Source organism: Acinetobacter sp. YH01006, assembly GCF_013420445.1.
Classification (GTDB): Bacteria; Pseudomonadota; Gammaproteobacteria; order Pseudomonadales; family Moraxellaceae; genus Acinetobacter; species Acinetobacter pseudolwoffii.
This window is the reverse complement of record NZ_VOYB01000003.1, coordinates 204,328-229,709: the sequence shown is the minus strand read 5'-3', so window position 1 is coordinate 229,709 and position 25,382 is coordinate 204,328. Positions and strand designations below refer to the sequence as shown.

General features: G+C 43.8%; 24 protein-coding genes. 21 read left to right on the top strand and 3 right to left on the bottom strand.

Annotated features, from left to right (window positions below; translation table 11 throughout):
* Window positions 1-4 precede the first annotated feature (4 nt).
* The 16 genes from FTT73_RS04195 to FTT73_RS04120 all read left to right on the top strand — a co-directional run bounded on the left by FTT73_RS04195 (window position 5) and on the right by FTT73_RS04120 (window position 18,871).
* On the top strand, window positions 5-907 hold the full coding sequence (locus FTT73_RS04195; RefSeq protein ID WP_180191059.1) for a phage capsid protein: 903 nt from the start codon (window positions 5-7) through the stop codon (window positions 905-907).
* A gap of 182 nt (window positions 908-1,089) precedes the next feature.
* On the top strand, window positions 1,090-1,593 hold the full coding sequence (locus FTT73_RS04190; RefSeq protein ID WP_180191058.1) for a Gp49 family protein: 504 nt from the start codon (window positions 1,090-1,092) through the stop codon (window positions 1,591-1,593).
* Between the two features lie 58 nt (window positions 1,594-1,651).
* Window positions 1,652-2,215 (top strand): hypothetical protein, encoded by a 564-nt coding sequence (locus FTT73_RS04185; protein ID WP_180191057.1) that lies wholly within the window; start codon window positions 1,652-1,654, stop codon window positions 2,213-2,215.
* Window positions 2,215-4,239 (top strand): carbohydrate-binding protein, encoded by a 2,025-nt coding sequence (locus tag FTT73_RS04180; protein ID WP_180191056.1) that lies wholly within the window; start codon window positions 2,215-2,217, stop codon window positions 4,237-4,239. The genes FTT73_RS04185 and FTT73_RS04180 overlap by 1 nt, the downstream gene beginning before the upstream one ends.
* A 2-nt stretch (window positions 4,240-4,241) precedes the next feature.
* On the top strand, window positions 4,242-4,694 hold the full coding sequence (locus FTT73_RS04175; protein ID WP_180191055.1) for a GNAT family N-acetyltransferase: 453 nt from the start codon (window positions 4,242-4,244) through the stop codon (window positions 4,692-4,694).
* A 2-nt stretch (window positions 4,695-4,696) separates the two neighbouring features.
* Entirely contained in the window at window positions 4,697-5,080 is a 384-nt protein-coding gene (locus tag FTT73_RS04170; protein WP_180191054.1) for a hypothetical protein, read from the top strand.
* Window positions 5,080-7,110, top strand: a complete 2,031-nt coding sequence (locus tag FTT73_RS04165) for a methyl-coenzyme M reductase (protein WP_180191053.1) — start codon at window positions 5,080-5,082, stop codon at window positions 7,108-7,110. The genes FTT73_RS04170 and FTT73_RS04165 overlap by 1 nt, the downstream gene beginning before the upstream one ends.
* A complete protein-coding gene (locus FTT73_RS04160; protein WP_180191052.1) occupies window positions 7,110-9,935 on the top strand; it encodes a lytic transglycosylase domain-containing protein in 2,826 nt (941 codons plus the stop codon). The genes FTT73_RS04165 and FTT73_RS04160 overlap by 1 nt, the downstream gene beginning before the upstream one ends.
* A 93-nt stretch (window positions 9,936-10,028) precedes the next feature.
* The gene (locus tag FTT73_RS04155; RefSeq protein ID WP_180191051.1) at window positions 10,029-10,253 is read left to right on the top strand and encodes a hypothetical protein; all 225 of its coding nucleotides are present in this window, start codon (window positions 10,029-10,031) and stop codon (window positions 10,251-10,253) included.
* Window positions 10,254-10,319: 66 nt separating this feature from the next.
* Window positions 10,320-13,487, top strand: coding sequence for a hypothetical protein (locus FTT73_RS04150; protein WP_180191050.1), 3,168 nt, complete (start codon window positions 10,320-10,322; stop codon window positions 13,485-13,487).
* Window positions 13,488-13,553: 66 nt separating this feature from the next.
* Entirely contained in the window at window positions 13,554-13,862 is a 309-nt protein-coding gene (locus FTT73_RS04145; protein ID WP_180191049.1) for a hypothetical protein, read from the top strand.
* Complete coding sequence (terL, locus tag FTT73_RS04140) at window positions 13,862-15,565, top strand: phage terminase large subunit (RefSeq protein ID WP_180191048.1); 1,704 nt, start codon at window positions 13,862-13,864, stop codon at window positions 15,563-15,565. Before FTT73_RS04145 ends, terL begins: the two co-directional genes overlap by 1 nt.
* Before the next feature lie 9 nt (window positions 15,566-15,574).
* Window positions 15,575-17,617 carry a hypothetical protein gene (locus FTT73_RS04135; RefSeq protein WP_180191047.1) on the top strand — a complete coding sequence of 681 codons (2,043 nt, stop codon included), beginning with the start codon at window positions 15,575-15,577 and terminating at the stop codon, window positions 17,615-17,617.
* A 71-nt stretch (window positions 17,618-17,688) separates the two neighbouring features.
* Window positions 17,689-17,973: a holin gene (locus FTT73_RS04130; RefSeq protein ID WP_257232851.1), complete on the top strand. Its 285-nt coding sequence runs from the start codon at window positions 17,689-17,691 to the stop codon at window positions 17,971-17,973.
* The gene (locus tag FTT73_RS04125; RefSeq protein ID WP_180191046.1) at window positions 17,957-18,499 is read left to right on the top strand and encodes a glycoside hydrolase family protein; all 543 of its coding nucleotides are present in this window, start codon (window positions 17,957-17,959) and stop codon (window positions 18,497-18,499) included. Before FTT73_RS04130 ends, FTT73_RS04125 begins: the two co-directional genes overlap by 17 nt.
* Entirely contained in the window at window positions 18,500-18,871 is a 372-nt protein-coding gene (locus tag FTT73_RS04120) for a hypothetical protein (RefSeq protein ID WP_180191045.1), read from the top strand.
* Window positions 18,872-19,039: 168 nt separating this feature from the next.
* Here the strand turns inward: FTT73_RS04120 and FTT73_RS04115 are convergent, their stop codons facing one another.
* Window positions 19,040-19,975, bottom strand: a complete 936-nt coding sequence (locus tag FTT73_RS04115; RefSeq protein WP_180191044.1) for an acyltransferase family protein — start codon at window positions 19,973-19,975, stop codon at window positions 19,040-19,042.
* Between the two features lie 305 nt (window positions 19,976-20,280).
* Between FTT73_RS04115 and FTT73_RS04110 the strand changes: the two genes are divergently transcribed.
* Complete coding sequence (locus FTT73_RS04110; protein WP_005096720.1) at window positions 20,281-21,132, top strand: 3'(2'),5'-bisphosphate nucleotidase CysQ; 852 nt, start codon at window positions 20,281-20,283, stop codon at window positions 21,130-21,132.
* A gap of 60 nt (window positions 21,133-21,192) precedes the next feature.
* A complete protein-coding gene (locus FTT73_RS04105) occupies window positions 21,193-21,927 on the top strand; it encodes a phosphoglycerate mutase family protein (RefSeq protein WP_034608526.1) in 735 nt (244 codons plus the stop codon).
* 85 nt (window positions 21,928-22,012) lie between these two features.
* On the opposite strand, the gene FTT73_RS04100 is transcribed toward FTT73_RS04105, so the two are convergent.
* Window positions 22,013-22,453 carry a hypothetical protein gene (locus tag FTT73_RS04100; RefSeq protein ID WP_180000046.1) on the bottom strand — a complete coding sequence of 147 codons (441 nt, stop codon included), beginning with the start codon at window positions 22,451-22,453 and terminating at the stop codon, window positions 22,013-22,015.
* Window positions 22,454-22,654: 201 nt separating this feature from the next.
* Window positions 22,655-22,921, bottom strand: a complete 267-nt coding sequence (rpsT, locus tag FTT73_RS04095) for a 30S ribosomal protein S20 (protein ID WP_005171172.1) — start codon at window positions 22,919-22,921, stop codon at window positions 22,655-22,657.
* Between the two features lie 214 nt (window positions 22,922-23,135).
* On the opposite strand from rpsT, the gene FTT73_RS04090 reads away from it, so the two are divergent.
* The 3 genes from FTT73_RS04090 (at window position 23,136) to FTT73_RS04080 (ending at window position 25,214) form a co-directional block, all read left to right on the top strand.
* The gene (locus FTT73_RS04090; protein WP_100357128.1) at window positions 23,136-23,801 is read left to right on the top strand and encodes an NAD(P)H-binding protein; all 666 of its coding nucleotides are present in this window, start codon (window positions 23,136-23,138) and stop codon (window positions 23,799-23,801) included.
* 11 nt (window positions 23,802-23,812) lie between these two features.
* The gene (gene rraA, locus FTT73_RS04085) at window positions 23,813-24,322 is read left to right on the top strand and encodes a ribonuclease E activity regulator RraA (RefSeq protein ID WP_100535000.1); all 510 of its coding nucleotides are present in this window, start codon (window positions 23,813-23,815) and stop codon (window positions 24,320-24,322) included.
* 109 nt (window positions 24,323-24,431) lie between these two features.
* Window positions 24,432-25,214: a glutathione S-transferase N-terminal domain-containing protein gene (locus FTT73_RS04080; RefSeq protein WP_180191043.1), complete on the top strand. Its 783-nt coding sequence runs from the start codon at window positions 24,432-24,434 to the stop codon at window positions 25,212-25,214.
* Window positions 25,215-25,382 lie beyond the last annotated feature (168 nt).

Sequence of the window (25,382 nt, the reverse complement as noted above, 5' to 3'; positions counted from 1 at the left end):
AAAGATGTCTCAAGACTTCGCAACAAATAATGGAATGATCACCGCTGCATTTAAGCGTGAGTTCCATGCCGCATTTGAAACTAAGGCCAAGACTACAGCTTCAGCACTACAAGTCTTGACCGTGGATCGCGGCAATATCGGTGGCTCATCATTCACAGTGAATGACTTGGGCACTCTTAAAATGAAAGAAATGACTGATCGTTTCCAGGATACAGATTGGTCGGTACCAGAAGCCGGTACACGTCTTGCTGTAATGAAAGATTTCGGCTTGTTCGTGCCAGTTGATCCACGTGATGAAGCGAAGCTTTCAGCAAATCCAACATCTGAATATATGCAGTTATGTTTAGGTGCTGAGTATGACGAACGTGACACCACGATTATTAAAGCACTAGGTGCTTCAGTACAGCGTAAAACAGCTGATGGTGAGGACTATACCGCTACGCCGTTGCCTAGTTCACAAATCATTCTGGCGAATGCATCACCAATGAATAAAGCCAAGATTGTGAAAGCACGTGCAACCATGCGTAAAACCAAAATGGACAAGCGTGGCCCGATGTATGCCATCTATAACTCAGAAATCCTTGAACAGATTCTGACTGATGATGAGCTGACCAAATGGGATCGTGACACTATTCAATCGATTCAAGATGGTGATGTGGCTAAAAAATGGGCTGGCTTTATCTGGTTGCCTTATGAAGAGCTACCAGACGGCGCAGGTGGTGTAACTGAAGGACGTACATTCTTTTCTGCATCACGTTCAGTTCATTTCGGTCGAAACATGATTTCTAACTTTGACATTGCTGTTCGAGCGGATAAATCCAATACCAAGCAGATCGGCGGTATCGCTTCATACGGTGCAGCACGTTCACTGGAAGAAGCAGTTATTGCTATCGACTTCCTTCGTTAAGTAGGGGTTTTGGCTCGACATCTTGGGCATGGGGTGTCGGGTCTTTTTTAATTGGCACGAATTCGAGGGAATTAGAATGATTCAATTTCTGATGTGTCTTTTTGGTTTTCATGGTGCGACTGAGATTGGATCTGATGCCAAGCCAGAGTGCCGCAATTGTTTGAAAGAAGTGGAATAAGAATATGAGTAAAAAATTACTAGCCTTAACCATGGTTGCATTCGCTGGTACAAGCCTGGTGCACGCAGCAACTATGACTCGTCAGGAATATAACGATTATCGCGGTTGGCAACTGCCAGAAGGTGAAAATGGTGAGGATCAAGGTTATTTGATTGAAGACCGGGCAGGCAAAAAGAATACTGAACAACTTAATGGTTTTGTTCTATGGTTGCCTAAAGATGAATTTGATCGAAAATTTAAGCCGCAGCCTAAAGTCACACCGGAACGAATTAAGGAATTATTGACCCGTGTGCAATTGCATTTCACTTTTGGTGAGACGCCAACTAAATACGTTCGTGCGGATGCTTGGCTTGATGGCTCTTTTCATCTAGCAACAGCAATGTCAAAAGCAGTAAATCCGGAAAATTTTAGCAAAGAACTTGGCATTGAGTATTCAAGAGAAGATGTCATGGCCATTGCAGAAAATAAACTCTGGGAGCTTGAGGGCTATCGCCTGTTCCGTGGCTAACACCCAACAAACTACAATTTAAAAGCCTTCAAGATCATTAAAACTTGAGGGCTTTTTTATGTCTATTACAACCAGAACATCCATCGTCAACCATGCTTTAAGCCTGATCGGGGATAGCAACATTGCATCATTCGATGAGAACACGGCACGTGCTGAACGCTGCCGGAATATCTATGACCAGGTGCGTAAATCCATCCTGCGTGATCATCCGTGGTCGTGTGCAAAGAAACGTACCATTCTTGCACCGGTGACAACTTATCCGGCCTTTGGCTATAGCAACGCCTTTCCTTTGCCGCGTGACTTCATCCGGCTTGTAAGCGCCAATACAGAAAAATATGAGGTCGAGAATCGCTACATTCTGGCCAATCAGCAGCAGATCAACCTTGAATATATTTTTGACAACGATAACGAAGATTCTTGGGATTCAATGCTGGTGGAAGCCATGTCACTTAAAATGGCCGCCAAGCTATGCAAACCGAATACTGGTAGCGATGCAGCAGGACAATCAGCAGAAGCGCAGTACCGCGATCTAATCAAGCGTGCACGTACGATCAATGCGCAAGAACGACCTTCTGAAGACATCGTGTATGAGGAATCACGCTATATCGGGAGTCGCTACTAATGAAGCAATGGCTACTCAAAAATAACCTGTCCAGTGGTGAGCTGTCACCGTTACTGCATACTCGAACTGATGTGCAGCAATATGCCAACGGCGCTAAAAAACTATTGAATGCAATTCCATTGGTCGAGGGTGGAGCAAAGAAACGACCAGGTACTAAGTTTCGCGGTATTTTCGCTGGTGCATTGCGTCTGATCCCTTTTGTACCGAACTCAGACAATCCATTTCTATTGATCTTGGGTATTAATACACTGCAGGTGTATGACCCTTTAACGCAATCCATAGTCCATACAGGAAGTACGCCGTATAACACAGCGGCCAAAGTTGCACAGATCCAAGTGGCACACTCACGCTATCGCATGTTCTTTGTTCAGGGTGATCATCCGGTGCATCGTCTGGTCTGTAGTAAAGACTTTGATAATTGGGATTTTGATCAATTCACTTTTGTCACCGCACCGGTGGATGAAATTAACACTACGCCTAACGTGGCATTAAAGCCAAATGGCACAGATGTTGGCAAAACCATCACATTGACCGCTTCATCATATCCAAACTGGAAAAATACTGAAAACTACATCATTGGTGAGCGTGTTATTCACCTGCTTAAAACATGGGAAGCGGTATCAGATAACTCTGCATCCGAGCCGACGGATCTGAATGATAAGTGGCAGGAAGTCGCTTGGTATGACATTCCAGTTTTTAATGTTTCTCACATTGGCGCAATCGTAAATATCAACGGTGGCCAAGTCCGTATTACTACGATCACATCGGGTACAGTGGTTTCAGGTGAGGTGCTAGTCAAACTCAATGCAGACGTTCAGGCCATTGCCAAATCATGGACCTTAAATACTGCAGCGTTTACAGCAGCGACTGGCTACCCATCCACGGTGACATTCTTCAAACAGCGCCTGGTCTTTGCCAACACAAAGAACAACCCGAACCAGTTATGGGTTAGTGCAATCGGGAATGATGGTGATTTCTTGGAAGCAACGGACGATGCCAGCGCATTTTCCATGGCTTCATCTTCTGCACAGGCAGACAACATTCTGCATCTGGCACAGCGTGGTGGTGTGGTGGCGCTTACTGGTGGATCTGAGTTTCTGATCAGTTCAACCGGTGCATTTACACCAGCATCTGCACAGATCGAACAGCATACAACTTACGGCGCACAATCTAATGTTCGTCCGTGTCTGGTGGGTAATGAGCTGCTATTTGTCCAGCGTGGTGGTAATCGTCTACGTGCCTTGTCTTATCGTTATGAAGTAGACGGTCTGGTCAGTCCGGAGCTGTCAGCCATTGCACCACACATTGCAGAAGATCACGGTGGTATCAAAGAACTGACCTATCAGCAAACGCCGTATAGCCTGGTCTGGATGGTGCTCAATGATGGCAAGGTGGCCAGTATTACTTTAAACCGTGATCAGGAGATGAATGCCTGGGCACAGCATGACTTTGGTGGATCTGTACGCTCAATCTGTGCATTACCTCAAGCTGCCGGCAATGACCTGTGTTTCATGCTGATTCAGCGTAAAGCATCTGTGGTGCTTGAGCAGCTGGACGAAACATCATTCATGGATTGTGAGATCGCACATAACGGCGCATTGGCAAATAGAAACCTGCATAACAGCACACAGTATCGATTCCAGAATGCAGACGGTTATTTCTATGATGATAACCAACCAACATCCGGCACGTGGTTTGCCGGTCAGTCGTTCAATATGGAAGTTGAGTTTTTACCACCGGATCACAGCCAGGTGCCAAGTACTGCAATGCTTCATAAGATTCAGGCGCATGAAACGGTTTTGTATGTGCGTAATTCAATTGGTGGCTACTGCAATCAGTACGAACTTGAGCATAAGTCATTTAACCAGTCTGCATTCCAGAACCTGACCTATACGGGGCCAGTCAGTGTCAGCATGAATGGCTGGTCGACCTTGCACGAAATGGAATTAAAAATAACACACAACAAACCGCTGCCTTTCCACGTCCAAAGTGTAGCTATGTTGGTATCAATGAATGAGAGATAAAGATGCTTGTACGTGCAGCAACACTAGAAGATTTAGACACGCTTGTTGACTGGGGCAAGCGTCTGACCAATGAATCACCACGGTTTAAAAAGCAGGGCTTTGATGAGAAGCGCGCTAGAAATGTATTTACGCATTTGATTAATGAGCTTGAGTCCATCTTGATCGTGATAGACGAGTACTCGAATCCGGTAGGTACATTGATCGGTGCGATTGATATTGATTGGCGAACAGGCCAGAAACTTGCTTATGAGCAGGGGCTTTATGTCCTGCCTGAATATCGTAAATCAGGTGCAGCCAGTGATCTGATTGAAACATTCAAAGTATGGGCAGAGATGAACAAAGCAGACCGTATTCAAGTCGGTACCATCACCGGCATTTATGCTGAACGTACTGTGAAGCTGTATAAATCTCTAGGCTTTGAGTTGGTCGGCTATGTTCTGGAAATGGAGGTCTAATCATGTGCAATCCAGGCGGAATCATGCAAGGCGTTCAAAACATGGCAAATGCTCAAATGGCGGATGCTATATCAAAAGGTAATGCTAAGACAGTTAATTCAGTCGCACGTGCAGAAGCTGAAAAAATGAAGCGGCAAGGCAAGAGCAATGCTTCAACGGCGCGTGCACAGGCTGCGGAAAATGGGGTGAATGTTGATGTAGGTGCAGCAGCAATGCTTCAGGATGAGCATATTTCTGATGCAGCCTATAACGCATCACTCAATATTTCGGATGCAGGTTATCAGGCTAAACAGGTTCGCATGCAGGGCAAAATGCAACGTAATAATTATGCGATGCAAGCCGCCTCTGACTTTATGGGTGCAGCATCAACAGGAGGATGGAAATAATGGCGTTAATTCCAAAATCTCAAGGTCGGAATACATCTCGGCCAGTTATGCAGCAGCACACACCAATGACCGGACTCGGAAGTATTGGTAAGACAATTGACGGCATTATTGATGAACGCAGACGAAAATCCGATGAAGCCGATGTATCTGCCAAACGTGCAGAGCTTTATCATAATGATCTGGCAGAGAAAGAAGCCAAAGTTAAGCTAGATGATGTACTGACGACCGAACTATCAGAGCAGGTTACATTGCTTAAAAACGATGTGGCCAACGGCGCAATGAATGCTGATGTAGCCAATAAAACATTACAGCAATGGTCTGAAAAGCGTTTCAAAGATATGGAAGGTGAGCTGCCCGGGCATGCACATCAGGCATTAAGTCAGCACTGGTCCAGCAATGTGAGCCGTAATGCCACTGCATTCCTGCCATTGCAATTAAGCGCAGACTCCAAGAAAGGCGAGGTATTGGCTGATCGTTATCTTGAGATCGGCACACGTATGGATCGTGAAGCCGGTGCGGAATACGTCAAATCCAATATTCAAAGCTTAAATATCCCAGAAGCACAAAAACAGGCGCTGATTTATAAATACCAAGGCGCACGTGATCTGCAAGATATTGACGGACGTATCACCAGTGCCATTGAAAACAAGGATACAGCCAGCCTGCAGCAGCTCATTACCGAAATGGATAACGGTGGTTTTGGTTATACCGATGGCCCAACGCTACAGCAAAAGAAAGCCCAGGCACTCAGCCGGATCGATGCAATCAATAAACAGGTTGAAGTTGAAGAAAATAAGCGTCTGCAATTAGCCGGCAAAGTTCTGAATGATTTTAAATCTCAGGTGCTGACTGGTCGTGCTTTGGATGATGATTATCTGGCAAGTGTAGGCGGTGCAGTGGTCGGTACTGAACATGAAGCCGAATATAACTTCTACAAATCACAGTCCAATAATTTTCAGCAGTTTTCTAACCTGTCTACATCTGAGCAGCTAAAGCGTATCAATGAACAGAAGGTGCGTGCCAAGAATAGCAAGACCACTGATGCTGTGAATGAGGAAAAGATTTTAGGCGTGTATGAGTCGATCCATAAGGAAAAGACAGAAACATTAAAAAATAATCCCAATCAGGCGGTACGTGAAGCAGGTTTAGAAATACATAGCCTGAATGCTGGTGAGTTGAAAGGCAGCCCTAAATCATTTGCTGCAAAGGCGATTGATAACGGCGTGAGTCAATTGGCACTTAAAGATCCAAACATTGTGGTGAAACCAATTGCTGTAGAAGACCTGCCAGAAGCCAAACAGGCGTTTGAAGCGAAGTCTGTGAATGACAAACTGGATTTTATTGGAGAGCTGATCAACCAATCAAAAGGCGTACCGAATGGCAGTAAGATCTGGTCTGCAACCATGGGGCAGCTAGGGGGTGGCGATCTATCTTATTTAATGGCTGGTGTAGCACGTGCCAATAACTATCGCTCACGTGATGGCGAGGATGTAGCGGCTGCAATCATTTCTGGTACTCAGGCACTAAAAAACAAAGCTTTGGTTATGCCTACAGATGAACTACTCAAAGAAGAATTTAATAATTACGTGGGTAATTCTGTTTCTGGTGCTACAGCAAACATGAATTTTTCGGCGTTTAAATCAATCTATGCACATTTATCTGAGCGTAATGGCTACCAGCACAAAGACAAAGACGATATGAGCAAGGATCTGGTCAAAACTGCATTAAGCATGGCTACTGGTGGCGTATATGAACAAGGCATGAAGTACGGTAATCAAAAGACATGGAAGGTATCTAAGCCCTATGGCATGGATGATGACCGCTTTGAAAGTGAAGTCAGCAAAGGCTATGCCGCGATTTCTCAGGCTACTGGTATCAGCACAGCCGAACTGGAAGATTTACGCCTACGCCGATCTGACAAGCGATCTAAAAAAGGCGAGATCCAATATGACTTGATCAATGAACGTGGTGCACCCTTGCAAGTGGGTGGCGTGATGTGGCGGATCAATATGCAGGGAGCAACCAAGTAATGAGTAACTGGCTATCTGAATACTCCACTGATGACCAAAAGCAGGTCGATCAGCTGAATACACCAGGCGTGGCGTTTAAGCCGCTTGAGCAGAAAGCAGAATCTGGCGCATTGTTTAAGGTGGCTGCACCGTTTCGTGGTGCGGCAGCTGGCTTTGCCAAAGTCGGTGATGCGATTGCCGCGCCAGTTGATGCTGTTGTAGATCGTGTTTCATATTCCCTTGATGATGTTGGCAAAGAAGAATTTAGCGAGCCGTATTCTGCCTACAAGGAACGCAAGCAAAAGACGCGTGATGATCTGGTATACGAGTCGATTGATTATCTGCAAGACAAAGAGAATACCGGCACAGTCGGCAATATCGCATTCAGTCTGGGCGACTATGCAACACGTGCGGTGGTCGGTAGCGCTGTTGGTGGTATTGCCGGTGCGGCAGCTGTTACCGGTGGATCTGAAACTCACTATGTCTATGGTGATTTAACCCGGGAAGGTGTGGACGAAGAAACCGCTTTAAAAGTCGCTTTGACTGATGGTGCTGTGGCTGCAGTATCAACGGCTTTGCCTATGTCTTATGGTTTTAAAGGCACAGGTGGAGTGATTAAAGATGGTCTGCTTTCCGTTGGTGGCGCATCTGGTCTATCCATTGGTGGCCAAGCTGTATCAGGTGCAATCCTAGAATCGGAAGGCTACGACAAACAGGCCAAAAAATACGAAGTCACAGCCGAATCAGTCACCACCGATGTTCTATTAAATACCCTGTTTTTTGGTGCAGCACGTGGTGCAGGCAAGTATTTTAATAATCCCGATGTCACACCAGAACAGCAGCAGGCAGCACTGGTTTTAAATGAATTGGAGTTTGAAAATACACTGGCACCAGTGAATCCGGCCAATCCAGTTCAAGCCAATAACCATTATAAAAATATGGATGCCGCAACTGAAGCAATCCGTATGGGTCGACCGGTGAATGTGGTGCATCCAGTTAATGGTGAGGATAAGCAGAAGCCTGTTAATTACGACACCATGGCTTTACCAACCAATGCCAAAACGATTGCACGCAAAGCACAACAGGCCGGGATTCCTCCAAATGTAGCTTTAACGATTGCCCATATTGAAACTGGCGGCTCATTTAGCCATACAGCCAAAAACCCAACATCTACTGCACACGGTTTATTTCAGGTACTGGATAAGTCCTGGAAGAACTTAGGCGGTGGTGATCGGGCGAATATTGACGAACAGATCCGCATCGGTTTCAAGCACATGAAGCAGGCAGAAAGCCATATCAAGAAAAGTATTGGCCGTGAGCTGCAACCGCATGAACATTATTTAGGGCATTTACTTGGACCAGGTGGAGCGTCTGCAGTATTAAAGGCAGATCCTAATACTCCTTTGATCGATGTGGTTCGTAAATACGATCCAAAAAATGCCGATGCTATTGTGAAAAATAATGCCATGGATGGTATGACCGTCGGCCAAGCGATTGGCAAATGGCGTAACAAGTGGAATGGTTTAAGCGCTCGATATGGTGGCAATGGCACCAGTACTGCAATCGGCATGGATGGTTCAAGCTATGACATGGCTTATGAGGTCAAATCACTGGATGAACTAATCGCATCAAACGATCTGGCTTATGGGGTAAATCCGCTTTATCCATCGGAACTACAACCGCGTGACCGTACCCGTGAAGCATCACGTCAACAGATTGAACGCATGGCAGAGGATCTGCGACCTGAGTTGCTTGGCGAATCTCCAAAGCTGTCTGATGGTGCTCCGATCATCGGCATGGACAATGTGGTCGAGTCTGGTAACGGACGTACACTGGCCATTGCAAAGGCTTATGAATCGGGCCGTGCTGAAGAATATCGGGCCTTTCTGGAACAGTACGCGGCTGAACGTGGTATCGATATTGCTGGTATCAATAATCCTGTTTTAGTCCGGACACGTTTAACCGATACCGACCGTACGCAATTCGCAAAACTGGCCAATGAATCGGACGTTGCGCAGTACTCCGCTACAGAACGTGCTGTGAGTGACTCAGATCGTCTGCCTGATGCTTCCTTGCTAAAGATTAACAATGATGGCTCAATTAATTTAGATGGCTCTATGGACTTTGTACGCGGTTTTGTGGGGTCATTGCCAAAGTCAGAACAGGGTACAGTGATTACCGGTGACGGACGTTTAAGCCAGGAAGGGAAACGCCGTATTGAATCTGCAATCATGCAACGTGCTTATGATGATTCGTCCTTGATTGGCCGCATGGCTGAGAATCTGGATGATGACAGCAAGACAGTATTGAATGCCTTGTTACGCGCTGCACCACAATTGGCACAGCTTGATAGCTTAGTGAAGCAGGGTGGTCGTCATCAAAATACTTTGGCCAAGGATCTGGCACAGGCAGCGCAAAAGCTCAGTGATCTGAAAGCCAATGGCCAGACCGTACCAGATTATTTAAATCAAGGTCAGCTCCTCGAGGACGGTTTAAGTGATGGTGCAAAGCAGTTTTTAAACGTATTTGATACCAATAAGCGCAGTGCTAAGGCCATTTCAGACAATATTCAAAGTGAGATTGATCGGATCGAGGGGATGGGCGATCCGCGACAAGGTTCGTTGTTTGGTGATGGACCAGAAGAGTCAGCGGCTTTAGATATCATCATGCAGAATCCGGATCAGCAAATTTCTGTCAGTCGTATGCGACCGGATGGTGAGATGGAAGAAATCACAATGACCTTGCGTGAACGACTGGATGAAATGGAAGCTGAAGCGCGTCAGGCACAAGAAGATACTTTGGCCGCACAAACTGCCATTAGTTGTGCTTTACAGTTTGGGGAATAAATCGTTTAATGATTAGGCGGATAGGGTCGCTCCTGAAAGGCATTTAACCTGAATGCTTTCCGCACTCTTTTCAGGTATTTACAGAGGTGTGAAATGGAATTAAAAATAGAAAATTGTTTTTGGCTGGATACAAATGCTCCTTATGTTTTTCTTAATGAGAATAATGATGGATTATTTTTAATAAAAAAAATGGAAGAAAACTCTTTTGAATATTTAGATCAAAAATTTTTCACAAAAATATATACATTTTCAGGAAGTCCGAATGATGTAGTTCGTTTAGCAAATGAAAAGGAAAGATTGGCTGGTCACAGATTATAATCCCTACCCAACAAACCCAATCCTAAAAGATGCTCAGATGATGAAAATTATCTGGGCATTTTTATTATGAAAGACCAATGTAAGGCCGCCGTAGCCAAGGCACTCGGTAAGGCCACACTAAACCAGCAAGAAGCAGCCGACATTGAAAACCGCATTAAAGATGCAATGAAGTCTTTGGCCAAGCAGGATATTCAGAACTGGCGCAATTTATCTGATGCTGAAAAACTGGTGAAAGCCGGTGAATTTGTCGCAGAAGATATTCAGGCACAACTAAAACGAAAACACGCCATTGCAGCACGCGACATTCTCACTCAAAACAAAAACCTTGCCCTGCTGGATCATCCGACCTTAACCGCCAGTGAAGTTGTAGATCGTATGGTTGCAGCACATGGTGATATGTCCGGCATCCAATCAATTGATACTAAAGCTCGTGCGATTGCAGCCATTTACCGTGGTGAGCTGGTGGACTTTTATACCAATGTTAAAGGCGGTTTAGGTGTATTCACCGATGCTGAACTGGTGCAAAAGATTGTTCGTGAACGATTCAATGACAGCACTGGCGACCCATTGGCCAAGAAGATCAGCGACAAGATGGGCGAGGTCTTTGAAGGTATGCGCGAACGCTTTAACCGTGCCGGTGGTGATATTGGAAAACTGGATGATTGGGGATTACCGCAGACGCATAGCTTAGAAAAGATTGTATTAGCCGGCAAACAGGCATGGGTGCAGAAAGCTGAAAGCTTAATCGACACTTCAAAATACGTGCATGAGGACGGATCGTATTACTCTCAGCAAGAGATCCGCGAACTACTCGAATACTCATTCGATACCTTGAGCAGCAACGGTGCCAATAAAACTGAAATTGGCCGTCAGTCCTTCGGTGGTAATTCCAAAGTTACCAGCCGACATTCTGAAAGCCGGGTACTGCATTTTAAAGATGCTGAATCATGGATGGAATATCAGGCAGAGTTCGGCGGTATGCCGTTTGTAGACTTGGTGGAAGCACATATTAACGGCTTATCCAAAGATATTGCTATGGTGGAAAATCTTGGCAGCAGTCCTAAAAATTCCATGCGCATATTGATGGATGCAGCAGAGCAAAAGGACTGGCAGAAGGGTGTTGATGCAAACGATACGGGCAAGTCGCGTAAACGTGCACAGACCATGTTTGACGAGTTTTCAGGCCAAAATACACCGCAATCCGAAGTGCTGGCCAATATGGGTTTAGCGTACCGGTCAATGAACGTGGCATCCATGCTAGGTGGTACCACAATTTCATCCGTCACCGATCAGGCCATGATTGCAAAAACTGCATCGATCCATGGTATTGCCTACCGCAAAACCTTTGGTGAACTGATTTCGCAACTCAATCCAAAAAATAAAGAGGATCGACAGCTGGCGCACAGTTTAGGTCTGGCCACAGAGGAAATGCTCGGCTCTATCGCACGTTGGTCTGATGATGGTCTAACTTCAGTACATGGCAAGTCACAGAAACTGGCTCGAGTGTCCAGTGGTATTGCTTCACAGGTTATGCGCGTATCTGGCCTAAACGCACTCACAGCAGCTTCAAAAGTCGGCTTTAGCAAGATGCTTATGCATAAATACGGCACTTTAACCCGCTCTAAAGCATGGGCCGATCTGGACGCAATGGATCGTGAGCTGATAGAAAAAACAGGACTGAACGAACGCGCTTGGGAAGTCATGCGCCTGGCTGATCCGGTCGTGGATCGTAAGGGAAATCAGCTCATGTCAGCACGTTCTATTTATGAAATTCCAGATGATAAGATTTTAAGTGCTGTGGATGGTGACGTTAAAGCTTTGACGGATGATATTGATAGTCAGATTAAAGCACTAGATGATCGTAACGCTTTAGATGATCAGCGCATGACCAACAGATCACAAAAGGTTGATGATGTTAAACGACAGCTATCACAACGTCTTCTAGATTATGCCAATCGAAAAGATGCTAAATCACAGGCTGAAAAACAAGCCCTTCAGGATCGTATTGATTTAATCGATGCGCAGAAGGAGGCTGCAACTGCTCAGACAGATATAAACCGTTATCTTCAATCAGAAAAGCAGGCTGGTCGAATTCAAGATTTCCTACAGCAAGTCGAAGATGGCCGTCACTCCGATAAAGCTTCAGAATCCACACGCAAGAATATTGAACGCAATGCTAAGCAGTATGGGAATAGAGCAGAAAGTTTAGGTTATCGCCTTGGTAATGCTGAGCGAAGAATGACAGAGCTTCGTGCAAAAATGCGCAATGCAGATAGCAGTGCCAATAAATCTATTCAGCAGAAGTTTAAGGAACTGGATAAGCGTGTAAATACCTTGGATGCGGAGTTTATTGAATACCAGACAAAGGTTGCTGAGCGCCAGGCTAAACGTCAGCATGTCATGGATCGCCTTGCAAATAGCATTGATGGAGAGAAAAAATTATTAGCGCAAAAAATCCGTGATGAAGTGGCCACACAATTTCAGGCGCATTTACTGGATGAGCAGGGAATGGCGGTAGTTGAAGCCGGTCTACGTGAGCGTACATGGATGAGTGCAGGGCAAAAGAAAGGTACAGCCATGGGTGAAATTCTAAAAGGGATGCTTCAGTTTAAATCCTTTCCAGCAGCATTCTTGATGCGCCATGGTTCACGTACCATGGCACAGGATGGTGTGAAAGGTAAGGCGGCTTATGGGGTGTCATTATTTGCCATGACCACCATACTGGGCGCACTGGCGGTACAGCTTAAAGAACTGGCCAACGGCAATGACCCTTCGACCATGTGGGATAGTGACGATCCACAAAAGACTATGAACTTCTGGACTCGTTCAGCGGTTCAGGGTGGTGGTCTATCCATTCTTGGCGATATTCTTGTTGCTGGTACGGATACTTCAGGGCGTAGTACCTCAGACTTTATGGTAGGTCCATTGGGTTCAGATGTTAAAGCTGTGCTCGGTTTGACTGTAGGCAACCTGACGCAGTACTACGATGATAAAGATACCAACGCATCCAATGAAGCATTCCGCTTGCTCAAGAACAAGATACCAGCGCAAAACCTGTTCTATACCAAAGCTGCGACTAATCGCCTAGTCTTTGACGAAATTCAGGACATGATTGCACCAGGCTACCGTGAAAAATTATTGCGGAAAGCTGAACGTCAGCACGACCGGACGCGCTTCTGGGGTGATGATGTCGGTGATATTCAGATGCCTGATTTTGATCGTATCGTGGAGTAAGTAGGACACCCAATTTAGCCCAACCGAACCCCCTGTATATATAGCTTATATACGGGGGATTTTTTTATGCGTGATGACCAGATAGAGCGAATCAAATTACTTTCAGAAGAAATTGCAGACGACATGGTTAGTACTGCGGAAGCAGCGATTGATACCAACATTGCAACAAAAGTAGGGCGTGGGGATAAAGCCTTTTTATATGGCATCGTCAAAAATCAGGCTGGTGTTATGGCGACCCTGCAACGTGTTTTAGATGTTAAATCCGGCAAGATTCCGCCGATCAGTGCAACTCAGGCAACACAGGAGAAATACGAACAGCAACTGATTAAAAAAGCCGAAGCAGAAGCTGCAAAACTTAAACAACGCCTTAGCTAATGACTAAACCTAAGATTTCATTCTTAGCGTTCTTTCTGCTTTGGGCTGAGCTGCAAGGCTGGAAGGTACCGCTATTCCATGTTCAGGTCTGTATTTTCCTTGAAGAATTTTATCTTAAAGGTCGTACAGGCTTGCTTATGCTTCCGCGTGGGCATTCCAAGTCAAGTATTCTGGACGTGTTTAACGCCTGGGTAATTTACTGCTGGCCACATACACAGATCCTGCACCAGGGAACAACTGATTCAGATGCATATAAATGCTCAAAAGGCACACGTGATGTACTGGAAAAGCATCCGCTGTGTATTGATAATCATAATGTCAGCATTCGTCAGGGGGAGATTGAACGCTGGTTTGTAAATGGTACGCTAGATGTTCGATACGGTACCATGCTGGCCAAAGGGATTCTTTCTGGTGTCACAGGCCATCGTGCGCACTTCATTCAAAATGATGACGTTGAGACACCACAAACCACAGCCAATCCGGATCAACGTGAAAAGCTGCCGAAAAAATTATCTGAGCAGACACACATTGCCATACCAGGTGCAAAAAAGCTTTGGATCGGCACACCGCATACCCACGATTCACTTTATGAAAAAATTAAAAAACAAAGAAAGGTGGATAAATTAATTCTCAAAATGTTTGAGCATGAAAAGCGTTTTGAGGATACCCAGAAAGGCCAGAAAGTTTTACTTGATTTCAATCCTGTTCACGGCTTCTCTGGCATCGGCGTTGGTGCAAAGTACCTGCATAAAGGTGAACATTATGAATGCCGAAAGCTAAAAAATGTCTGGGAAATTACCTTTCTTGAATCAAACTATATTGTTGATTTCTATTCTGAAGGACTTTGGGAGGAGCGATTCACACCGGAAGAAATGGAATTCCGGCGCGAAGAATGTAAAACCCTGAATGAATGGGATTCACAGTATCAGATGCATGCCAAACCTATTGGTGATGTGCGTCTTGATCCAGATAAGATTCTGGCCTATGACTGTGAGCCGGTGCTAAAACGCGCCAATGGAGAATACTTCATGATGCTGGGTGAACGCCGTATTGTCGGCATGTCCGCCAAGTGGGACCCATCATCCGGAAAACTTAAATCAGATATTTCATCTACAGCATTGGTTCTGCATGACGACCTTGGGAACAAGTACTGGCACAGATCCATTGCATTGACTGGTCCGGATATTATCACCAATGAAAATGGTGAAATTATTGGCGGTCAGGTATGGCAGTTGTGCGATCTGATTGAAGAATTCCATGTGCCGAAAATTGTAATTGAGACTAACGGCATTGGCGGCTTTGCGGGTTCTTCACTTAAAGCAGCTTTGAAGAAGCGAAAACTTCGTTGTGGTGTAGAGGAACGACATGCTTCACAGAATAAGAATAAGCGCATTCTTGAAAGTTTTGAAGGACCGCTTATGTCTGGTCTGCTTTGGGCGCATATCTCTGTTCTTGTGGTTGCCAATCCAGATGGTAGTGAAGAAGATGGTAGTGAAGAAGATGCACCAGCGGCTAAACAGATGCGTGAATGGAATCCAGCCGTGGCCAATCAACCAGATGATTACATGGACTCAGCAGCCGGTGCAATCGTAGACCAGCCGGAACGCGTAGGCAAAATACACAGAAATAATGAGGTCAATGAAGGCCCTAATTGGAGAGGGAATAGTGGCGTGATTGAAGCCACTCTAGACTTTGAAAATTAGGGGCAGATCATGGCAGTTCCAGAACAAACGTCGTATATCGAACACACCGGGAATGGTGCAACTACTAGCTTTGCGCTGAAATTCCAGTGTGAATCAAAAGACCATTTAATTGTATTAATTGATGATATAGAACCACCGATTGCAACGTGGAGCTTAACTGGTGGAAATGTGGTATTCACTACTGCACCAGCAGCTGGTAAAAAAATCACATTACAGCGAAACACTCCATTTGGCCGGACTACAGATTACCAATCTTTCAATAACTCATTTCGACCACAAACGGTAAACAGTGATTTTGATCGGCTTTGGTTAAAGCTGCAGGAGCTTGGTGTAGCTGACTGGCTTATGAAGCTTTATGTGGATCGACTGCATCAGCAACAAGAAGAAAAAATCAACGATCTAAAAGGCTATGTAGATGATCGAGATGATGAGCTTCGAGCTTATCTCATGGAAGAAATCCGCAAGCAGGGTGTAGCTCTAGATCAGCTAGATGAGTATTACAATTATCTCATGCAGCGCCTTGCCCAAATTGCTGTAGATAAGGGTTGGGATGCCTCTTTTGTTGTAGATGGAGATAAAACCCAGAAACAAATTAATGCTGCTTTGATGGATGGTAATGCTTATGTAGAGTTTTTTGGAGACACTACTATTGATGCAACAAATGCTATTAATATGTGTCTACTGTACTGTCAGACTTACAATAAAGTAGCGAAAAGCGTACACGGAAAAACGTATACATTAAATGACACTGTAATCGTACCAACAAATTGCGATTTTAGTGGATCAGAATTTGTATTTCCTACTGCATTGAATAAGCCTGCTGTAGAAATTAAGCGGATGTCTGGTGCTAACCAAGTTCTTATTGAAAACGTATCTATAAAGCTACCATCTATTGCGAATAATCGAAAAATTGGTCAGATACCCGCTGCGGGGGGTCGAGGTGTAAAAATTTCCGGTCTGCGTGATAGTGAGGTAGTGTTTAACTCGATTCGAGGGTTTGAAGAAAATATCGAAATGTTCAGTGATACAGGGAATATCTACATTTCTTACAACGATTTCAGATTCTTAGGTATGGTTGATGCGTCTAAAGTCAATATCCACATTAATGTTGAAGGTGGTGGCTGGATCAATGAATGTACTTGGTATCGGGGACACTTCGCACGGTACACGGCAGACACAACGGCATTCGGAACAACTTGTTTAAAAATATCAAAAGCTGCGGGTGGTAATAATGCGCCTAACGGTCATGTGTTTTTCGCTTGTTCAATGGAAGGTGCATTCACTAAGACTATTGATTTCAACTATGATCCTGCACTTACAACTTCGTTCTTTAGCGCAAATAAGTGGATTTCCTGCCGCTTTGAAGATGCACATGAGTTTAAATTCTCTGCTGTTTCTCTATATGACACATTTATTTCTTGTATGATTTCACCTCATGCTGTTTTTACAAATGATGTTACTCCAATCATGCTTGCATGTACACGACACGCCAAGTTTTCTTTGGATGGGGCTGACGATATTGGAACCACAAGAAGAACAACTAAAAGTCATTTCTTTGAATCCAAACAAAGTGCATCAAATATGGCGCTCAGCGTTGGTATTTCCGGACAGTTAAACTTTGCTGTTACTTCATCGGGTGCTTTGCATGTATTCAGCCCTTCAGACCCTCTAAAGTTATGGGGTATAGCAAAGCTATATAGTCGTGGCGGTGTTCCAGCTTTAGCTTTTGGTGACGGTTTTGCGGATGCCCCCGAATCACTGTTTAGAAATAATATCGGCGACTGGAGAATTGAGGCGAGTTTATCACCAACCGTAGCACAAACGGGAACGAGGGATTTGGGGTATGCGAATGCAACTTGGCGAACTCTGTATGCTGTTAAAACTCAGCTTTCCGGCGGTATAGGTGCGTTTGGAGTAACACCACCAACAACTAAACGAAGTATTACAGGGAAGAAAACACCTACAACCATTGCAGAGCAGAATGCTGTCCTAGATAGTATTGTTTCGGCGTTAGTTGCTTACGGTCTTGTTAGTGATGATCGGACAGTTTAGGAAACACATCTTCGCAGGACACACAACAAACAACATTTAACCCTGATTTTTAATTAGATCAGGGTTTTTTAATGTCAAAAATTGGGGGCGGCATGTCCGATCAGAAATCAGCAGTAATGGAAATGGCAGCGACTGTCTCATCCGCTGCATCAAAAACAACGTATGCAGGGGCTGCTTCTGGTTTTGTGGCATGGCTGGCTTCAGTCGATGTCCTGGCCTGGATGGGTATCGCACTTGCTTTAGCGGGCTTTGTTGTGAACTGGTATTACAAGCGGCTGGAAAATAAACGAGCTGACGAGATCCACAAACTAAAAGTAGAGCAATGGGAGAAATATTACGATGTCAAACAAGACTAAATACTATGTGATTGGTTCTTCTCTGGTGCTTGCTGCAGGCATGTGGATCACTGGTCCAAGTGATCAACAGGTGCAAGCCACTGCAGTAAAAGAAGGCTATACACCCAAGCCAGTCATTCCAGTTAAAGGGGATGTACCGACTATTGGTCACGGCACGACAGTCTATCCAAACGGTGTGCGCGTAAAGATGAGTGATCCAGCGATTGACCGCAAACAGGCGTTTGAATATCTCAAACTGCACATGGATAAAGATGCACAGCGCTTCAATAAAACAGTTCTGAATATTCCAATTTCACAACCTGAATATGATTTGTACTTAGATTTCACATACCAATATGGCACCGGCGCATGGTCTGGATCGTCAATGCTTCGTCATTTGAAAGCACGTGAATATATCCAGGCGTGTAAGTCACTTTTGAAATGGAAATATGTGGCCAAGCGCGACTGCAGTATTCGTTCTAACAACTGCTATGGCGTATGGACCCGACAAGTTGAACGCTATAACAAATGCATGGGAGTGAACTAGATGCCGTTTTTATCGCTGATCTGGAATAACAAACGCTGGTCCTTGATCGTGGTGCTGTGCATCGTGATTCTCTGCCAGCTCTTTCAGGCCAATCGTTTAGCCGGTGATTTACGAAAAGCTGAAACGACATGCCAGGACAAAATTAATAAAAAGCTAAAGCCATATCTTGATGCTGAAAAGGAAGCACAGAAGCTGGCCAATAAAGCAGGGGAAGAATATGAAGAATCAAAAGAAGTTGAGCGCGTTAAAACCGAGACAATTACACGTGAAGTGCAAAAGATCGTTGAGCGTCCTGTTTATATCCACACTAATTGCTTTGATGACGACGGGGTGTCAGCAGTCAACACCGCTGGTAATACCGGCAAACCTTAAAACACTCTGTCCGGATCTACAGGAATTAAAGTCTGGCCAAGCCAAAGAAGTACTGCAGGTGATGGTTGATGATCGACGAAAGTATGTAGATTGCCAGAACAGACACAAAGCCATTGTGTCGATTATAGAAAAGCCCTCTAAGTGAGGGCTCTCTAACTTAATAAATCTTTATAAAATATATTTAAGTCGTTTATTCAGGAGAACCAATATCAAGCCGGCAATAACAGAACTTAATAACACACAGATCGAAATCAAAGTGTTTTGATGGTTAGGAATGATTTGTCTAAATAAAAATAAAAACAGGGGGTGTATTAGAAATATTCCCGTTGATAAGCTTGCTAAATTCTTAGTCTTTCCTTTTATTTCAAGATTAAGCACAAAGATGAACAGGGCGGGAACTACCAAGAACAACATCAGCAGCTGGTCTAAACCTTCTGTTGTGCTAATAAACATATAATTTAAATATGACTCAATAATAAGCAAGCTTGAAAGCAACAAAACAAGATTAATGTTTATTTTAAATTTACTGAGGTAAACATGGTGCTTATTAATTAGATAGCCAAGAGTGAGAAAAGGAAAACAGATAAAGAAAAAATTACGATGGAATGGTGTAGAGTTCAATAATTTATCAACGCCACCTGAGAAAAGATGCATATTTCCTGCTTCTTGAGCTAACCATCCAAGAATATAGATCAACAATGAGGCAAGAACTAAATATAAACTTTTCACATTTTTAACGAGAAACAACATACAACCTGCGAGTGCGGTTCCTGATAGATACCAAAGCACAAAATATCCATTAATCGCATTAAATAACAGGCTCTTTAATTCTGGTTTATACCAGAATGGGAGATAGAAAAGATTCCAAATTAAAAAAAGAATAGCTACTCTACTTAACCACTTTAAAAATTTTTTCAAGTCTGTAATTAGAAAGAAGTAATAACCAGTGATTATTAAAAATGTTGGAACAGCAATACGAAAAACACCGTTAACCAATATAAAACTGAGTTCTTTAGAAAAGTCAAAAAACAATGCTGTATGAAGAAAAACAACAAAAATCGCTAAAGAAATTTTAAGAATATCTATCGATATATTTCTATCCATAATTTTGACCGTAATCCTTTTTTTAATTCACACGCCATATTAAGAGAATTTCGTACCTTTATCTAAGAATTTTATATTTATTTTGCTATATCATTTAAAAGTGTAGAATTGAGCACTAAGTACTCTAATGAATACCAGTACTAGATAGGTATATATGTGGATGTGTACAGGAGTGTGTACATAAATATTTATAAAATTAGATATTAAATAAAAAATATATCTAAATTAAAGGTTTGTAGTCTTAACCGTCCATATCGAAAATTATGGTAGGTTTTTCAGAGCATTTTGACATATTTAGGTTTTCTATGTTTAAAGCAATAGCAGCACCACAAGATCCGATGATTTTGCAGTTTGTGCCCATTTTGACACAAGCCTGTGAAATTTTGCGAGAAGAATATCAGCGTTATTGTTCTGGTGCGGCTTTTGATGTCATCCAAAAAAATGATAATTCTCCGGTAACTCAGGCAGACTTAAGGGTCAATACTTTTCTAACTCAGGCTTTGGCAGATATTTCAGACTTGCCTTTATTGTCAGAAGAAGGAAAAGAACATGAGCGTCGTTCATGGCCAGAATTCTGGTTATTAGATCCGCTAGATGGCACCAAGGAGTTTTTGCATCAGCGGCCTGAATTCACCATCAATTTGAGTTTGGTTCGTGGAAGTTTGACGACTTTTGCCATATTGGCAGTACCAGAACAGCAACTGATTTATTTCTGTGCAGAGCAGGGGCTGCCTTATAAATATGATATTCAGCGAGATACGTGGTTTGGCTATGAAGCAGCGCCAACAGACCAACGAATTGCGATTGGTCTGAGTCAAAGTAGCCAGCAGAAACCGAAATATGTCGACTATTTACAGCATCTGGCCAAACTTACCGAATATACAGAGTTCAAAGCGGGCAGCGCCTACAAGTTTTGTATGATGCTGGAAGATCAGGTGGATATCTATCCACGTTTTCACCCAACTTCGGAATGGGACACCAGTGCTGGTCAATGTATGCTCGAACGGATTGGTGGTGGTTTGGTCGATTTAAAAGGACGGCCATTTATTTATAATCATCGCGATACCTTGCTCAATGGCGGATTTATTGCCTATAAAAATAATAATATGAAAAATATTGCATTACAGGCGGTGGCTGACATGCAGGCCGAGCATTGAGCAAAATCCTGAGCATGGTATAGTGATGATTAACTCATTACCAATCCAGTTGGCTGTCACGTGTCCCTGAAACTGCTTCCACCGAGTATGTTAAGTGCAATTGATTTATTGCCTGATGTACAGACGCCTGTCACCTTATTCACACGCCATTCGGTTCGTGAAGATGTTCCGGGTCAAGGTCTGGCAGGTTATGACCTGCAATTGACTGGTCAGGGGCGGGATCTGGCACAGGAATGGGGCGCTTATCTGGCTGATCAGACAGATCGTGTAATTCATCACTGTATTTCGAGCCCGATCCAGCGCTGTATTGATACTGCTGCGCTCATGATTGAAGGTGCGGATGCGGTTACCCCTGAGCAGAATACCCATCGTATTGAAATTATCGAACAGGGATTGCTGGTCGAGCCGGGCAGTTTTGTGCTGGATATTCAAAAAGCCGGTCCTTATTTTGCCAAGCAGGGCGCTCTCGGTTTTGTGAACAGTTTTGTGAATAATGCCTTGCCGGGGATGAAACAGCCGATTCATGGTGTGGTGGATGTGCTGGAACTGATTTATAACACCCATCCGCAAAATAAGTATGGGCTGAGTCTGGCGGTCAGTCATGACACGATTCTGGCAGCGATGATTGCCGTAATGTCCGGGCGTCAGGACATCAGCCGAGAAGACTGGCCTAAAATGATGGAAGGTCTGTTTGTCTGGTTCGAGGGTGATGTTTTTCTGGAATCAAAACTGAAATGGATCTGGCGTGGTCAGGTACATGAGCTGGATATTGCTGATTTTAAGCGTTCCCAGTAATTTTAATTCAATAGGTATTCATTTATCATAAAGGAAGCCCAATCGCAGATATGATTGGGCTTTTTACATATAGGTCTGTTTTTTTCTAAATATTGGCTTTTAAACGCTGAGGATAGGCATTGAGATCAAGCAGGTCACCTGTATCATTCAGCGGCCAAAGAGGACTATTGACTGGAACCTGTTGCTGATGAATGCGACTATATTTGTCGGCGGCGATCAGTGTTGCGATGTCATGTTCCGGAAGGCTGTAAGCTGCGACGACTTGTTGGGGATAGCTGGTGCGTATATAAAAATCTACTTCATTTTCACCGTTATATCGGGCAAAGATATATTCTACTGCGGGCAAATACACACCATAGCCTAACCAGGCGTCTACGCCTTGAGATGCCTGAAGTTCAGCAGTGCCTTTCATGTTGGAAATCACCCGGCCTAAAATGTCTTTTTCACCTTGGGTCTTAAAGTATTCAATATATTGCTGTTCGATTGCTAGAAACTTCTCTAAAGATGGCAAATATTTTGTAATCATGGTTTTTATTCCCCTCACAGCCAGCGAAATAGTGACAAGCTTAAAATTATAGTGATGTAAGCAATATGATTGAGAATACCATAGTTTTTATATGGGATTATATCAGAGTAAAAAATTGAAAATAAAAATGAGAAAAATACAGAATCATTTTTTAGCAGACACAAAAAAAGCCCTAAAAAGGGCTTTTTTCATTGCAACAAATTAGTTAGCTAATGCTTTAACTTGTGCGTTCAAGCGGCTCTTGTGACGAGCTGCTTTGTTTTTATGGATGATGCCTTTGTCAGCCATGCGGTCGATTACTGGAACAAGCGTTTTGTACGCTTCAGTAGCAACAGCATAGTCATTAGTGCCGATAGCAGCTAATGTACGTTTAAGATAGGTACGAACCATAGAACGCAAGCTTGCGTTGTGTTTGCGTGCTTTAACGTTTTGACGAGCACGTTTTTTAGCTTGAGCAGAGTTTGCCACTCGTGCACTCCTTGAAATAGATTGGTCTGGGCGGGCTGAAACTCAACTGAAAACCATCATCAGAGGAATTATCACCAGCCCGTAAACAAGTGCCATATTTTGATTAAACTGAGCACCGAAGTCAAGTCTTGACATGCTTTGACAACATTTTAGATGCAGAAAAATTCTAAAGAAAACGTTAGATTAGTATTCTACCTAGGAGATCGTATAAAAAATGACTAAATCGCTGATTCATCCCATCGTCATAGGTGCCACCGGTTTGGTGGGAAAACAACTCTTAAAACGTCTGCAAGACGAGCCAACTTGCCAGCAGATTACTGCAGTGGTCAGAAAATATCAAAATGATCTGGATAGTTTGGATAAAGTCCAGCAATTGGTGCTTGAAGATTTCCTGATGCTGAATGATCAGGATGTCAGTGAGCACAGTCACGGTTTTAGCTGTTTGGGCAGTACCATGAAACAAGCCGGATCCAAGCAGGCCTTTTATAATATTGATTATACCATTAATGCCCATTTTGCCGAATTGCTGCAACAGACTTCAGCGCATTACTTGTTGTTGAGTGCGATGGGCGCCAACTCCCAGTCTCATTTTTATTATAATCAGGTTAAAGGCCAGCTAGAAGAATATGTACAGACCTTGAGTCTGGATAAAATCAGCCTGATTCGGCCTTCATTATTAATTGGCGAACGTCCCGAGCAGCGTTTTTTGGAGGATGCCGCACAGCAGGTTTATCATAAAATATCGCGTTTTATTCCGGATGGTTTTGCTTATAAGCCAGTGACAGCCGAGCAGGTGGCTCATACTATGGTCGAGGCCGCGCTGACTCAGACGGTAAAATTTGAAATTTATGATAATTTACGCATACAAAAAATGAAATGAGGGGAAACACCGTGTCTACAGCAGCATTTGTCACCTGTGACTTATTAGATGATCATCCGGAATTAGAGCTTCAAGTGGTGACACCTTGTCTGGACGGTAAATTTTTTAAAAGTTATGGGGCCCGTAAAACCTTTGGCGGTCAGATTGTGACGGTGAAATGTTTTGAAGATAACTCCCGGGTGAAAGAGTTACTGGGCACAGATGGAACAGGCAAGGTACTGGTGGTCGATGGCGGTGCATCGATGCGCTGTGCCTTGATGGGTGACCTGATTGCGGAATCTGCGGTCAAAAATCACTGGAATGGTGTAATTATTTATGGTTGTGTGCGTGATGTCGATGCGATTGCTGAATTAGACCTTGGTGTGCATGCCTTGGCGGCTATTCCACAAAAGAGCAATCGCAAGGGCGTGGGTGAGGTGGATATCTCCCTCTGTTTTGGTGGAGTCACGTTTAATGCTGGCGATTATGTCTATGCAGACAATAATGGCATTGTGATCTCTAAAACAGCCTTAGTGGCTTAATTGGCCAAGTGTTACATTAAAGAATAACAACAAAACTGATCTATACCGCGAAAGACAGGATGCTTAGATTCTGTCTTTCAGTTGAATAAAACTAAAATAGGAAAATATTATGTTGGGTCATCAAATTAAAGTTGCACAAGCTTTGGCCTCTGCAGTCGCTCAAGGTGGACGTGGCATGGTCGGTACACCATTTCCGAATCAGCCTGAAAAAGCCTTAAAGCTCTATGAATATGAGGGTTCGCCATTTTGTCGCCGGGTGCGTGAAGTCATGACTTTGCTGAATCTGGATTATGAAGTCTATCCATGTCCACGGGGTGGTACTCATTTTCGTCCCGAAGTTCAGCAATTAGGCGGAAAACTCCAGTTTCCATTTCTGGTAGATGAAAATACGGGCGATCGACTTTATGAATCGCAAGATATTATTCATCATCTGTTCAAGCACTATGGCAAAACAGGCAAGACACCCAAAAAATATGCTCACTATCCCAAAATTCCGGTGGTTGCAATTGCTGGCACAGTCATCAACGGTTTACGCGGAGGAATGGTGAATCCCAAGATCAAGGATCGGCCAACACCTGAACAGTTACTAGAATTATGGGGTTTTGAGGCTAGTCCTTATACCCGGATCGTACGTGCCGTTTTGAGTGAGCTGGAAGTTCCCTTTATTTTTCACAATGTCGCCAAAGAACGCTGGCAGGATTATGGGCCAGCCAAGTTGCGCTTAAGACCAGGGAAATATGAACCACTACCAGGCGGGAAGCGTGAACATTTATTTGAAATGATGGGAAATAATATCCAGGTTCCTTATCTGGTCGATCCAAATACAGGCGTGAATATGTTTGAATCAGCTGAGATTGTAAAATATTTAAAACAGCAATACGGCGTCGCTTAAAATATTCAGCCTATTAAAATTCTAAAATTGTGCTTAAGAAATGCCATTCACTGCGTAGATGGCATTTTTTATGCTGGTTTTAAGCAGACGGTATTTAGAATATCCCTATGAGGCTAGAAAGAAATAGCATAAAAATGAAATAAATCATGATTTTTAGAGTTTTTTTGG

Coding starts and splice junctions, on each gene's coding strand:
- FTT73_RS04165 (WP_180191053.1), top strand. CDS start 5,080: ATGGCGTTAATTCCAAAATCTCAAGGTCGGAATACATCTCGGCCAGTT.
- FTT73_RS04190 (WP_180191058.1), top strand. CDS start 1,090: ATGAGTAAAAAATTACTAGCCTTAACCATGGTTGCATTCGCTGGTACA.
- terL (WP_180191048.1), top strand. CDS start 13,862: ATGACTAAACCTAAGATTTCATTCTTAGCGTTCTTTCTGCTTTGGGCT.
- FTT73_RS04170 (WP_180191054.1), top strand. CDS start 4,697: ATGTGCAATCCAGGCGGAATCATGCAAGGCGTTCAAAACATGGCAAAT.
- FTT73_RS04130 (WP_257232851.1), top strand. CDS start 17,689: ATGTCAAAAATTGGGGGCGGCATGTCCGATCAGAAATCAGCAGTAATG.
- FTT73_RS04110 (WP_005096720.1), top strand. CDS start 20,281: ATGTTTAAAGCAATAGCAGCACCACAAGATCCGATGATTTTGCAGTTT.
- FTT73_RS04125 (WP_180191046.1), top strand. CDS start 17,957: ATGTCAAACAAGACTAAATACTATGTGATTGGTTCTTCTCTGGTGCTT.
- FTT73_RS04185 (WP_180191057.1), top strand. CDS start 1,652: ATGTCTATTACAACCAGAACATCCATCGTCAACCATGCTTTAAGCCTG.
- FTT73_RS04160 (WP_180191052.1), top strand. CDS start 7,110: ATGAGTAACTGGCTATCTGAATACTCCACTGATGACCAAAAGCAGGTC.
- FTT73_RS04195 (WP_180191059.1), top strand. CDS start 5: ATGTCTCAAGACTTCGCAACAAATAATGGAATGATCACCGCTGCATTT.
- FTT73_RS04175 (WP_180191055.1), top strand. CDS start 4,242: ATGCTTGTACGTGCAGCAACACTAGAAGATTTAGACACGCTTGTTGAC.
- FTT73_RS04120 (WP_180191045.1), top strand. CDS start 18,500: ATGCCGTTTTTATCGCTGATCTGGAATAACAAACGCTGGTCCTTGATC.
- FTT73_RS04155 (WP_180191051.1), top strand. CDS start 10,029: ATGGAATTAAAAATAGAAAATTGTTTTTGGCTGGATACAAATGCTCCT.
- FTT73_RS04135 (WP_180191047.1), top strand. CDS start 15,575: ATGGCAGTTCCAGAACAAACGTCGTATATCGAACACACCGGGAATGGT.
- FTT73_RS04080 (WP_180191043.1), top strand. CDS start 24,432: ATGTTGGGTCATCAAATTAAAGTTGCACAAGCTTTGGCCTCTGCAGTC.
- FTT73_RS04115 (WP_180191044.1), bottom strand. CDS start 19,975: ATGGATAGAAATATATCGATAGATATTCTTAAAATTTCTTTAGCGATT.
- FTT73_RS04090 (WP_100357128.1), top strand. CDS start 23,136: ATGACTAAATCGCTGATTCATCCCATCGTCATAGGTGCCACCGGTTTG.
- FTT73_RS04180 (WP_180191056.1), top strand. CDS start 2,215: ATGAAGCAATGGCTACTCAAAAATAACCTGTCCAGTGGTGAGCTGTCA.
- FTT73_RS04145 (WP_180191049.1), top strand. CDS start 13,554: ATGCGTGATGACCAGATAGAGCGAATCAAATTACTTTCAGAAGAAATT.
- FTT73_RS04100 (WP_180000046.1), bottom strand. CDS start 22,453: ATGATTACAAAATATTTGCCATCTTTAGAGAAGTTTCTAGCAATCGAA.
- FTT73_RS04150 (WP_180191050.1), top strand. CDS start 10,320: ATGAAAGACCAATGTAAGGCCGCCGTAGCCAAGGCACTCGGTAAGGCC.